The sequence below is a fragment of the Streptococcus salivarius genome (assembly GCF_002094975.1).
GTDB classification, from domain to species: Bacteria; Bacillota; Bacilli; order Lactobacillales; family Streptococcaceae; genus Streptococcus; species Streptococcus salivarius_D.
In genome coordinates this window covers 222,402-235,061 of the sequence record NZ_CP015283.1, presented here as the reverse complement: position 1 = coordinate 235,061, position 12,660 = coordinate 222,402, and the positions used below count along the sequence as shown (strand labels likewise).

Genomic DNA, 12,660 nt, shown 5'->3' with positions numbered 1-12,660 from the left:
ATATTAGAGGATGGAAATAGTTATGAAAAAAAGTATCTTGTAGGTTGCTTAGTCCTACAAGGGTTATTATAACAAACTCATCTCAGTCTAAACAAGGTTAGAAAAATTAGAATTCAACACCACGAACATTACTAGTTTTTAATAATCCAAGTCTATAACAGCTAAAAAACAGACAAAAAACGCCAGCATTAGACTGACGGTATTTGTTTAGTTTAATCCTAATGTCAACTAATCAAAGGCACCACCCAATTGACCCAGGCCCAGGAAATAGGCATAACCAGAATCATGGCTGGAATCATATCTGCTGTTGGGAATTGACGCAGTTTCATAATACGAAAACCTGTCGCAATCATGAGGAAGCCCCCGCAAGCCTTAAAGTCTCCAATCATGGCTTTTGTTGTTAGAGGGAGAATGAAACCAGCACTCACAAAGAGGAGGAAGAAAACGATAAATTGTGGAATGGCAATCATGGAGACGATGTAACCTAGACTACAAGAGAAAATCATGGCCGTAAAGAAATCTAGGATAGATTTGGAAATCAAGATGGAAGCATCGCCTGTCATCCCAGACTCAAGGCTCCCGTAAATTCCTGTACCACTCGCACAGAAAAGGACGATAACCGTTAAGAGCTGCGCATAAAACTCATCGTGAGCTAACCCTGTTTGTTTGCTTGGTGTAATCTTGGACAAGCCTTTTTCCATAAGCCCAGCTCCCTTGTTGATGAGGTTTCCAAACTTTAGGGCCAGTCCAATAATGGTACCGATAACTACCGCAAAGATAACCGCAGGCATATTAACCATATTCATAATAGCACTAATCCCCATAACCATAGAGGCTAGGCCAAAGATAAGGTTAAGATTGTCCTTGAAATCATCTCTGAGATAGTCTCCAAAGAGACCTCCAGCGATTCCTCCTAAAATAATAGATAGCGAGTTGATGATAATTCCAGTTGGCACTTGTGATTTTCCTCCTATTTGTTTTAAATACTATAAGTTTAGCATTATCAAAGACCGAATGCAAAATTGTCTTGTTTTTACAAACGTTTTCTTGAAATTGTACCTTTGAAATGATACAATAAATGAGAAGGTAACGAAATAGCCTTATCTAAATCTATTGCCGATATTATTAGAGTATTGTTCATAAAAAAAACAAGGTAATAACTCTAATTTATAATCTAATATAAAGTGTAAAATGAGACTATTGTTAAATAGATTCTCAAGAAAGGATAAAAGATGATTCGTTTTGAACACGTAACGAAACGTTATGAAGATAAAGATGCTCTCTCAGATCTTAACCTCGAGATTCGAGATGGGGAGATTTTTGGGCTGATTGGTCACAATGGAGCTGGTAAGACCACGACCATTTCCATTTTGACGTCTATCATTGAAGCTAGCTACGGTGAAGTTTACGTCGATGATATGGCCCTCAGTCAACATCGTGATGCTATCAAGAAAAAAATCGCTTATGTGCCAGATTCACCGGACCTATTCCTAAATTTGACGGCCAATGACTATTGGTACTTCTTGACACGTATCTATGATTTGGAAGCTAGTCAGGTTGAGGAACGTTTGATTGATCTCATGGCTACCTTTGACCTAACGGAAAGTCGCTATAACCTTATTTCTTCCTTCTCTCACGGTATGCGTCAGAAGGTTGTTGTCATCGGTGCCCTTTTGGTTAATCCACAGATTTGGGTTTTGGATGAGCCTCTGACTGGTCTGGATCCACAGGCGTCTTATGATTTGAAGGAAGCCATGCGTCATCATGCCAAGGAAGGTAATAGTGTCCTTTTCTCAACCCACGTTTTAAGTGTAGCTGAGCAGCTCTGTGATCGTATTGCTATTTTGAAGAAAGGAAAACTTATCTTCCAAGGGTCTCTAGCTGAACTGAAGTCTCAGTACCCTGACAAGGATTTGGAAACTATTTATCTGGAAATGGCTGGACGTAAGATTGAGGAGGTATAGTCATGAACTGGAACCATGTTTGGGAGCTTTTTAAAATCAATCTCCTCTACGCTAATCCTCAAGCAGTAACTAACCTACAGAAACGTCAGGAGAAAAAGAAAAAAGCCAATTTCTCCATCGTTAATGCCATGCTTAGACAACAACTCTTGATTCTAGTTGTTTTTACGGTTGTCTATAGCTATCTTTTTGTAGGTGTCGATTATAAGGCCAATCCTGGAGTCTTAACCCTATATCTCTTGACATTTTCAATCATGGGGCTTCTCCAGACCTTCACGGCTCTTTATAGTACCTTTTATGACAGTAAGGATAGCAAGGCTTATCTGCCTCTTCCCTTGAAGCCAGCGGAAGTTTTTTTGGCCAAGACCTTGTCAGGTTCTATGGTCGGGATGACCTTCATGGTGCCTATCCTTAGTCTTCTTATCCTAGCTTACTGGCAATTTATTGGCCCATTGGGGATAGTCGTCGGGCTTCTGACCTTTATCGTTTCTCTCTTTATCAATCTCGTTTTTTCAGTGATTCTGTCTAATAGTATTGGAACGCTGATTGTTCGCAGTTCTCATAAAAAGCTCTATTCAACCATTTTGATGACCCTGTCAACCCTATTGATTATGTTGCCTATTATGATGGTTGGTTTTATTAAAGGCTATGTTGATGGTGCTGGACAAGCCAATTTTCCCTTGCTTCCTTATCTAAGAGGTTACTATGATGTCGTAGCTGCCCCTCTATCTCCAGAGGCCCTGCTAAATTTCTATCTTCCTCTTATCTTAGTGCTTATCTTGGGCTTTTGGTTTTATAAGGTCAGAATGCCTCGTTATTTCCACGAAGCCATTTATAACCAAAAGGCTAGAAAGCCTCAGGCCAAAGCTGTTACTCGAAGCCAAAGACAGGTCTTGATTCGCCATCATTTATCTACTTTGGGAAATTCAACCCTCATTATCAATACCTATGTGGTACCAGTCTTATATATGATCATGTTAGGTGGGGGTGCGGTATTTTTGAAAGATCTGGGTCCAGACTATTTCGGACTCCTGCTTTTGGTCGGAATTGCCTTTGGTTTCTTTTCAGCTCAACCAACAAGTTTTCTTGGTGTAGCAACATCCTTAGAGGGGACAAACTTTGACTTTATTCGTAGCCTACCAATCAATACGGGTGACTATCTTCGTCAAAAGTTTTGGCTTTTCTATAGCTTGCAAGTCGGTGTTTCCCTCTTATTAGGAGGACTTGGTTTAATATTCTTGGCTCATCTCCATCTTATTTTGGTGGCAAGTTTCACTCTTGGTTTTCTCGTAACAACCTATCTTGTAGGTGGCTATTACTTTGAACGTGACCTTAAATTGTTGGAAGTGAATTGGCAGGAAGTTACCCAGCTCTTCAATCGAGGTGGCGGACAGTGGCTCTATATGGGTATCTTTATTCTTACAATTTTCATCGCTGCCTTGCTAGGAGGTATTGTCTTCTTTGCAAGTAAGTTCTGGATTGCCCTAGTAGTCAATGCTATAGTATCTGGGCTTATAGCTTTAGTTGTACTAATCGTTTATATCTTTGTTGATCGCAGACGTTGGAAACGTATTAGAGCCATGTTTTTTGCCTAGTACAAACTGTTTAAAGAGTCTCTCCGATTGGAGGGATTCTTTTTTACTGAAAATCCTTAATATGTAAACTTATGCATTATATATGTCAAAATACCTGAATTTAGTGTATAATCATAAACATGAAACGAAATTTTGACTCAGTAAAACGCCTGGTTATCAAAATCGGGACTAGTTCTCTGGTTTTACCATCAGGGAAAATTAATCTTGAAAAAATCGATCAATTAGCTTTTGTCATTTCTAGCTTGCATAATAAGGGAATTGAGGTTGTCCTCGTATCCTCTGGTGCCATGGGCTTTGGTCTAAATGTTCTAGACCTTGAGAAACGCCCAGCAGAAGTTGGTAAGCAACAGGCTGTCTCAAGTGTAGGGCAGGTGGCTATGATGAGCCTTTATTCGCAGGTCTTTTCACATTACCAGACCAAGATATCTCAGTTGCTTTTGACGCGTGATGTGGTTGAGTATCCTGAGAGTTTGGCCAATGCCATCAATGCCTTTGAGAGCCTCTTCGAGCTTGGGGTTGTCCCGGTTGTTAATGAAAATGACGCTGTCAGCGTAGATGAAATGGACCATGCGACTAAGTTTGGAGACAATGACCGCTTGTCTGCTATCGTTGCTAAGATTGTTGGTGCAGACCTACTTATCATGCTGTCAGATATTGATGGGCTCTTTGATAAGAACCCAAATGTTTATGAGGATGCGACCCTTCGTAGCTATGTCCCAGAGATTACCGAGGGAATTCTGGCCTCAGCTGGTGGTGCCGGTAGTAAATTTGGTACGGGTGGTATGATGAGTAAGATTAAATCCGCCCAGATGGTTTTTGAAAATCATAGCCAAATGGTTTTGATGAATGGTGAAAATCCACGTGACATCCTTCGTGTCCTAGAAGGAGCCAAGATTGGTACACTCTTTAAACAGGAGGGCTAAGATGACATATATCGATACACTAGGCCAACAGGCCAAGGTGGCAGGTCGTCAGATTGCTAAATTATCAACAGCAGCTAAAAACGACCTTCTAAATCAGGTAGCTAAAGCTCTAGTAGCTGAGAGTGCCTATATTATCACTGAAAATGCTAAGGATATGGCAAATGCCAAGGAAAATGGTATTTCAGAGATTATGCAAGATCGTTTGCTCTTAACGGAAGACCGTATCGCAGGGATTGCTGAGGGTGTCCGTCAGGTGGCAGATCTTCAGGACCCAATCGGTCAAGTGGTTCGTGGCTATACGAATCTGGATGGTCTCAAAATCGTTCAAAAGCGTGTTCCTATGGGTGTTATTGCTATGATTTTTGAGAGCCGTCCCAATGTCTCAATCGATGCCTTTAGCCTTGCCTTTAAAACCAATAATGCCATCATTCTCCGTGGAGGTCGTGATGCCATCAATTCCAACAAGGCCTTGGTTACAGTAGCCCGTAAGGCTTTGGAAAATGCAGGTATCACAGCAAATGCTGTTCAGCTAGTTGAAGACACCTCTCATGAGGTAGCAGAGGAACTCATGGCGGCGACCAAGTATGTAGACTTGCTCATTCCTCGTGGTGGCGCCCGTCTCATCCAAACGGTTAAAGAAAAAGCCAAGGTTCCTGTCATCGAAACGGGTGTTGGTAACTGTCATATTTATGTGGATAAATATGCTGACTTAGATATGGCGACACAGATTGTCATCAATGCCAAAACCCAACGACCAAGTGTTTGTAATGCTGCAGAATCTCTCGTCGTTCATGCTGATATTGCGGAAGACTTCTTGCCTCATTTAGAAAAAGCTATTTCAAAAGTTCAGGCTGTTGAGTTCCGTGCGGATGAAACGGCTTTGAAACTTATGGAAAAAGCTGTATCAGCTTCTCCAGAAGATTTTGCGACAGAGTTTCTTGACTATATCATGTCTGTTAAAGTAGTAGATAGCCTTGATGAGGCCATTGATTGGATTAATACTTACACGACATCGCATTCAGAGGCTATTGTGACTCAGGATATCAGTCGTGCTGAGCAATTCCAAGACGACGTAGACGCTGCAGCGGTCTATGTTAATGCCTCAACCCGCTTCACAGACGGCTTCGTCTTTGGATTGGGTGCTGAAATCGGAATCTCAACCCAGAAAATGCATGCTCGTGGCCCAATGGGACTTGAGGCTCTAACCTCAACCAAGTTCTATATTAATGGCCAAGGACAAATTAGAGAATAAACAAAAAAGCTCCTCATGGGGCTTTTTTGGTCTATTTGCTAGAGTATAAAGCTTCTGCTATACTGGGGGTATCATAAAAAAGGGGGATTTTATTATGATTGAAGCCTACAAAAAATTTTGGAAGGGCTATGTAGATTTTAAGGGACGTTCAACACGTTCAGATTATTGGTTAGCAGTTCTAGCAAATACTATAGTAACTATCATTTTATTTAGTATAGTTATAGTTGTAATTGTTTTTGATAGTCCCGATAGTCATTATCATGTTATTCTTAACTTACTGTATCTGCTTGTAATGACATATTTTTTCGCTAGCTTTATCCCCTCTATTGCCCTTCAGGTCCGTCGCTTACGTGATGCCGGTTTTCATTGGGCATTGATTTTCCTACGTTTTGCCTCTTTTATAGGTGATATCGTACTTTTGGTTTTGTGTTGTCAACCAACAAAAGTAGAATTTCCTTTCAACAATTTTAATAATCTTCAGCAATGATAGTTACTTAACAGCCTCCTTAGGATGTTTTTTAGTCGATTTGCCAGAAGATTGGTCTTTTGGTATAGTAGAAGTATCAAAAAATGAGGAGATTTTATTATGATCGAAGCTTATAAGAAGTTTTGGAAGGGCTATGTAGATTTTGAGGGTCGTTCAACACGTTCAGATTATTGGTTTGTATATTTGGTAAATGTATTGATTACCTTTGCTTATTTTTTGCTCCAAGCAGTATTTGGAGGACTTGCAGCTGCAACTGATTCAAGCTTTTTGGCTGTTATTTCACTTATCCTCCTACTTATCTTTTTTGCCTATGGTATTGCTGCGTGTTTACCTGGTATTGCTCTAACGGTTCGTCGTTTGCGTGATGCTGGCTACAATTGGCCGTATATTTTTGTTGCATTTATCCCATTTGTAGGTTGGATTATCCTAATTGTTTTGCTATGTAAACCAACTAAAGTGGAATATCCATTCAATAACTTCAATAATCCACAGCAATAATGACAATCAACCAACTCATTGAGTTGGTTTTTCTGATGTCAAAAAAGCTTTATGTTAATGTTGCACATTTTAATATTTCTGATATAATCTTATCTGAGACTAATTGATACTAAAAATATATTTAAGAAATGTGAATACTCTATGAAACTACTTCGTAATTTAAAAGAAAAACGTTACCTTATTTTGACATTTACCCTACCAGCTATACTTTTGGCTCTGGCTATTGTCTTTTTGCAGCCGGCACACAATCATGCTAAGGTCCAAGTAAAGGTTGGTACTAAGCAGTCATCGTCAAGCAAGCCCAAGGCATCTAGCTCAAGCTCTTCGTCATCTTCTTCAACGTCAAGTGAGTCTTCGAGCGAATCGTCGTCAGCAAGCTCAACGGTAGCTAGTCAGACAGAGGCAAGTTCTACTCCTGCGGTAGTATCAGCCCCAACACCATCTTCAGCACAAGAGACTTATCAAGCGCCCCAGTATAACTATGTGCCACCAACAACTTTTACAGAATCACATAGTGATGCCTCAAGCTATACAGCTCCTGCATACAGTGCAGATGTCAGCTCTGGGACAACAGAATAAGAGTTAGAGAAAAGGAATTTAGGATTAGAAATTTTAGCATTAGTGACAGGACTATCTAGTTTAGTCCTATTAGCAGTTTGTTCAAATCAGCAAATGGCTTGACTTCCCCCGACTTCATCTTCATCAGTAGAGCAGTCACAATCAAGTAGCAGTGAGAGTTCTAGCACAAGTACGAGTTCAATCTCTAGTCAAGAGAAAAAGGTAGATACCTCTGCCTATGATAGCATCATTAGTAAGTACCAAACTGCTGTGGCCAACAACCAAACAGATGCCTCACTTAATTCTTTCGTTGTGACTTATGCTAATTCTCAAACAAGCTCAACAGCTCTTGAGCCTTATGATCTCAAAAATCGCAACTACAAATTAACTGTAGGAACATGGAAGTCTTCAAATGGAAAGACCATTATCATTACTTCAGATGGACAGTTAGAACTCTGGGGATCTACTTACCCTATTGACAAAGTCTCATCAAATCAATATGTGTCTGGCATATATACCCTAACTTATGTTGATTCTAGTCAAGTAGGGAACACACCAATTCAGCTTTGCCCTAAAGGAATTAGCGATGGTAGTGATGTGGGAGATAACAGTAAGGATCGTATCCTAGCGACGAATGGAGTACCATCTGAGGAAAGCTATTTTTACAGAGTGGATTAATCTTATCAAACGGTATAGCAACTAAAGAGTCAGGCCTTGGATCTGGCTCTTTTACTATCCTGTATACTTACAGAACGAGACAATTTCTCTATTCTTGTGCTATAATAAAAGTTATGACTAATGAATTTCACCATGTAACCGTTCTTTTACACGAAACTGTTGATATGCTTGATATCAAGCCCGATGGCATCTATGTTGATGCGACCTTGGGTGGCGCAGGACATTCGTCTTATCTTTTGTCGCAATTATCTGAAAAGGGTCATTTGTACTGCTTTGATCAGGATCAAAAGGCTATTGATAATGCTCAAGTGCGTCTTAAGGACTATATTGATAAGGGTATGGTGACTTTCATCAAGGATAATTTCCGTAATCTCAAGTCCAATCTTGAAGCCTTGGGGGTGTCTGAAATTGATGGCATTCTCTATGACTTGGGTGTCTCTAGCCCACAGTTGGATGAGCGTGAGCGTGGTTTCTCCTATAAACAGGATGCCAAGCTGGATATGCGCATGAATGAGGAGGCGAGCTTGACCGCTTATGATGTGGTCAATACCTATCCTTACAACGATTTGGTGCGTATTTTCTTCAAGTATGGTGAGGACAAGTTCTCTAAACAGATTGCACGTAAGATTGAACGGGCTCGTCAGGTTAAACCAATTGAGACCACGACGGAACTGGCGGAAATCATTAAATCAGCTAAGCCTGCTAAGGAATTGAAGAAGAAGGGCCATCCAGCTAAGCAAATTTTCCAAGCTATTCGCATCGAAGTGAATGATGAGCTTGGTGCTGCGGATGAGTCTATTCAAGAGGCCTTGGATTTACTTGCTGTAGATGGTCGTATTTCGGTCATTACCTTCCATTCTTTGGAGGATCGATTGACTAAACAGCTTTTCAAGGAAGCCAGTACGGTAGATGTGCCTAAAGGTTTACCCTTTATTCCTGAAGACCTCCAACCTAAGGTAGCCTTAGTTAATCGTAAGCCAATCCTACCTAGTCAGGAAGAATTAGAAGCTAATAACCGCTCGCATTCTGCTAAATTGCGTGTGGCTAAAAAAATCAGGAAATAATTATGGGAAATAAGGAACATCAGATTGTTAATAGAGCCATTAGAAACCATATTCGTTTTATGACGCGTATGGAAAAGGCCTTCTATTCGGCAATTGTTTTGACAGCTATTGTGATGAGTATCGCTGTTGTATTTTTACAAGGGCGTAATCAGGCTATCAAGCAACAAATCACAGACCTTAATAGCAAGATTAGCGATGAAAAAACAGAGCTTAATAATGCTAAGCAGGCGGTTAATGAGTTGACTAACTCTGACCGTATTAAAGAGATTGCTAATAAGGCAGGCCTGTCTATTAATAACGATAGTATTAAGAGTGTGAAATAGCCAATGAACAGATTAAGAAAACTTAAACATTTATTTCTAAACTATGTCGTTAGGGATAGGCGAAAGCCAGCCCAGAACCGACAGCACGTTGGTCAGAACCTTATGGTTCTTAGTATCTTTATCTTTTTCGTCTTTATTATCAACTTTGTGGTGATTATCGGGACAGACAGTAAGTTTGGTGTCGATTTGTCGACCCAGGCTGCTAAGTCTTATAACACTAAGACCACAGTGGCTGCTAAGCGTGGTACGATTTACGACCGAAATGGAAATGTTTTGGCTGAGGATTCAACCAGTTATGCCATTTACGCAATCGTGTCTACCAGCTATGTGTCAGCGACTCAAGAAAAACTCTATGTCCAAGATAGTCAGTTTGACAAGGTTGCCGATATTTTAAAGGATAAGCTAGGAATTGAAAAGAGTGCTGCCTTGGCCCAATTACGTACCAAGGGTGCCTATCAGGTTTCCTTTGGACTAAAGGGGAAGGGAATTACCTACTCTGTTAAAGAAGAGCTAGAAAAAGCCTTTAAAGATGCGGGAATTAAGGGGATGGCCTTTGAAGCAACAACGTCACGTATGTACCCTAATGGGACCTTCGCATCAGAGTTTCTTGGTCGTGCCGAAGCTGTTGAAAATAAAAAAGACGGCTCTTATTCTTTGATTGGCCAAACTGGTTTGGAGCGTTCGCTTAATAGCCTTTTGACAGGGACAGATGGTGAAGCCATCTATGAGAAGGATAAAAACGGTAATACGCTTCTAGGTACGGAAACCATTACCAAGGAAGCTATCGATGGTAAGAACATCTATACAACCTTGTCAGCGCCTCTTCAAACCTTCCTAGAAACGCAGATGGATACCTTTATGGAGCAGACAAAAGGGGTAAATGCTTCAGCGACAGTTGTTAATGCTAAGACAGGTGAGATCCTTGCAACGACACAACGTCCGACCTATAATTCTGATACCCTTGAGGGACAGGCTAAGAAGAACTATGACTGGGTTAACCGTCTTTACGAAGCCCAGTATGAGCCTGGATCAACCATGAAGGTCATGCTCTTGTCAGCTGCTATTAACAATGGAAGCTTCAACCCGAATGCGACCTATAGTAATGCCAACGGTATTAAGGTTGACGACGTTGAAATCAATGACTGGTCAATCAATGAAGGTATCTCAACAGGTCAAAACATGTCATTTGCCCAAGGGTTCTCCTATTCAAGTAACGTTGGTATGACCATTTTGGAACAAGAGATGGGGGACAAAGTCTGGTCTAACTACCTTTCTCTCTACAAATTTGGTCTTCCAACTCGCTTTGGTATGGTAGGTGAGTCTTCTGGTGTTGTCTCTCGAAACTCTGTTAATATCGCTCAATCGTCTTTTGGACAAGGGATTTCAGTGACTCAGGTACAAATGCTTCGAGCCTTTACCGCAATTTCTAACAAAGGTATTATGCTGGAACCTCAGTTTATTAAACAGGTTGCTGATGTTAACCAAGGTACTGTCCGTACAGCTAAGAAAGAAGTTATCGGCAAGCCAGTTTCTAAGCAGGCCGCCTCTGAAACTCGTAATTATATGATTTCTGTTGGCACAGACCCAGAGTTCGGTACTCTTTACAATAAATCTGAAGGTTCACCGATTATCCAGGTCGGCAATTATGACGTTTCAGTTAAGTCAGGAACGGCTCAAGTTGCCGATGAAAAGACTGGGACTTACAAAGATGGGGCTAATGAAACTCTCAACTCAGTTGTGGCCATGGTTCCTGCAGATGATCCAGAATACATCATGTATGTGACTGTTCAAGAGCCTAAGACCTGGGATAATAATTTCTATGCGACTGTGGTTAACCCGGTTTTGGAAGAAGCCATGTCTATGGGCGACACCCTAGATACTTCTGTTTCTGAAGGTAGTGAAAAGACCGAAGAAACGAGCTATCAAACTGGCGATATTATCGGTAAGCGTCCAGGTGAGACAGCTAACACCCTTCGTCAAAACTTGATTCATCCGATTGTTTTGGGTGTTGGTGATAAGATTGAGAAGGTTTCTGTAGATGCCAAAGCCAATATTAAGGCTAATGAACAGATTCTTATCATGACCAATGACTTCACAGAACTTCCAGACATGTATGGTTGGACCAAGAAGAACGTTGAAACCTTTGCTAAATGGAAAGGCATTAAAATTACTTACAAGGGTAGCAAGTCAGGGACTGTTACCAAACAAAGTGTTGCGGCAGGAAAAGCCCTGTCTAAAACCAAGAAGATTACCATTACTTTAGGAGACTAAGATGACTATGAGTCTGATAGCAGGCGTGGCCGCCTTTGTGTTGACGGTGCTCGCCATGCCTCACTTTATTACTTACTACAAAATCAAGAAAATCGGTGGCCAACAAATGCATGAAGATGTGAAGCAGCATTTGGCTAAGGCTGGGACGCCAACTATGGGAGGGACAGTCTTCCTAGTGGTTGCCATCTTGGTTAGCTTGATTTTCAACTTCCACGTCTTTAGCGAGGGACACCAAGCCTATGGTGCCACAGCGGGGATTCTCTTTGTCATTTTGATTTATGGAATCATTGGTTTCCTTGATGATTTCCTTAAGATTTTCCGTCAAATCAATGAGGGACTTAAACCTTGGCAAAAGATGGCCTTGCAGATTATTGCGGGTTTGCTTTTCTACTTTATCCACGTACTCCCTAGTGGGACAGATAGCTTAGTTATTGGTGGATTAACCATTCATCTCGGTGTCTTCTATGTTCTCTTTGTCCTATTCTGGATTGTTGGTTTCTCAAATGCTGTGAACTTGACAGATGGTATTGATGGTTTAGCTTCTATCTCTGTGGTTATCAGCTTGATTGCCTATGGGATTATCGCTTTTGTCAAGGGTGAGTTCGCTATCTTGACCATCATTATCACTATGATTGGTGCTCTTCTTGGCTTCTTCGTCTTTAACCACAAGCCAGCCAAGGTCTTTATGGGAGATGTTGGTTCCTTGTCACTTGGAGCTATGCTTGCAGTTATCTCTATTGCCTTACGTGTAGAGTGGACCCTACTCTTGATTGGTGTGGTTTATGTCTTTGAGACAGCTTCTGTCATGCTACAGGTCAGCTATTTCAAATACACTAAGCGTAAGTATGGAGAAGGTCGTCGTATTTTCCGTATGACACCATTCCACCATCACCTAGAATTGGGTGGTCTTTCAGGTAAGGGTGACAAATGGTCAGAGTGGAAGGTTGATGCTTTCCTTTGGACCGTTGGAGCACTTGCAAGTGCCATTACCCTTTGGATGGTTCTTGGAAACGTTATGAAATAAATGAAAGGAGCAGAAATGCTCTTTTT

Annotated in this window: 13 protein-coding genes; 12 read left to right on the top strand and 1 reads right to left on the bottom strand. The window is 41.0% G+C overall.

What is annotated here, in order from left to right:
• Nucleotides 1-224: 224 nt before the first annotated feature.
• Nucleotides 225-956 (bottom strand): DUF554 domain-containing protein, encoded by a 732-nt coding sequence (locus tag V471_RS01175; RefSeq protein WP_013991143.1) that lies wholly within the window; start codon nt 954-956, stop codon nt 225-227.
• Nucleotides 957-1,232: 276 nt separating this feature from the next.
• Between V471_RS01175 and V471_RS01170 the strand changes: the two genes are divergently transcribed.
• From V471_RS01170 to mraY, 12 genes are all read left to right on the top strand, one after another.
• Nucleotides 1,233-1,964 (top strand): ABC transporter ATP-binding protein, encoded by a 732-nt coding sequence (locus V471_RS01170; protein WP_045772452.1) that lies wholly within the window; start codon nt 1,233-1,235, stop codon nt 1,962-1,964.
• Between the two features lie 2 nt (nt 1,965-1,966).
• Nucleotides 1,967-3,556, top strand: a complete 1,590-nt coding sequence (locus V471_RS01165; RefSeq protein WP_045769183.1) for a hypothetical protein — start codon at nt 1,967-1,969, stop codon at nt 3,554-3,556.
• Between the two features lie 119 nt (nt 3,557-3,675).
• Entirely contained in the window at nt 3,676-4,479 is an 804-nt protein-coding gene (gene proB / locus V471_RS01160) for a glutamate 5-kinase (RefSeq protein WP_014632637.1), read from the top strand.
• Nucleotide 4,480: 1 nt separating this feature from the next.
• A complete protein-coding gene (locus tag V471_RS01155) occupies nt 4,481-5,731 on the top strand; it encodes a glutamate-5-semialdehyde dehydrogenase (RefSeq protein WP_014632638.1) in 1,251 nt (416 codons plus the stop codon).
• Nucleotides 5,732-5,825: 94 nt separating this feature from the next.
• On the top strand, nt 5,826-6,218 hold the full coding sequence (locus V471_RS01150) for a DUF805 domain-containing protein (RefSeq protein WP_013991138.1): 393 nt from the start codon (nt 5,826-5,828) through the stop codon (nt 6,216-6,218).
• A gap of 99 nt (nt 6,219-6,317) precedes the next feature.
• The gene (locus V471_RS01145; protein WP_004183402.1) at nt 6,318-6,716 is read left to right on the top strand and encodes a DUF805 domain-containing protein; all 399 of its coding nucleotides are present in this window, start codon (nt 6,318-6,320) and stop codon (nt 6,714-6,716) included.
• A gap of 141 nt (nt 6,717-6,857) precedes the next feature.
• Nucleotides 6,858-7,295, top strand: a complete 438-nt coding sequence (locus tag V471_RS01140; RefSeq protein ID WP_084871017.1) for a Wzz/FepE/Etk N-terminal domain-containing protein — start codon at nt 6,858-6,860, stop codon at nt 7,293-7,295.
• A gap of 180 nt (nt 7,296-7,475) precedes the next feature.
• Entirely contained in the window at nt 7,476-7,952 is a 477-nt protein-coding gene (locus tag V471_RS01135) for a hypothetical protein (RefSeq protein ID WP_231910698.1), read from the top strand.
• A 113-nt stretch (nt 7,953-8,065) separates the two neighbouring features.
• Nucleotides 8,066-9,016 (top strand): 16S rRNA (cytosine(1402)-N(4))-methyltransferase RsmH, encoded by a 951-nt coding sequence (gene rsmH, locus V471_RS01130; protein WP_049527487.1) that lies wholly within the window; start codon nt 8,066-8,068, stop codon nt 9,014-9,016.
• Nucleotides 9,017-9,018: 2 nt separating this feature from the next.
• The gene (ftsL, locus tag V471_RS01125; protein WP_049527490.1) at nt 9,019-9,339 is read left to right on the top strand and encodes a cell division protein FtsL; all 321 of its coding nucleotides are present in this window, start codon (nt 9,019-9,021) and stop codon (nt 9,337-9,339) included.
• Nucleotides 9,340-9,342: 3 nt separating this feature from the next.
• Nucleotides 9,343-11,610 carry a penicillin-binding protein PBP2X gene (gene pbp2x, locus V471_RS01120; RefSeq protein ID WP_037605662.1) on the top strand — a complete coding sequence of 756 codons (2,268 nt, stop codon included), beginning with the start codon at nt 9,343-9,345 and terminating at the stop codon, nt 11,608-11,610.
• Nucleotide 11,611: 1 nt separating this feature from the next.
• On the top strand, nt 11,612-12,634 hold the full coding sequence (gene mraY, locus V471_RS01115) for a phospho-N-acetylmuramoyl-pentapeptide-transferase (protein WP_004183389.1): 1,023 nt from the start codon (nt 11,612-11,614) through the stop codon (nt 12,632-12,634).
• Nucleotides 12,635-12,660: the final 26 nt, after the last annotated feature.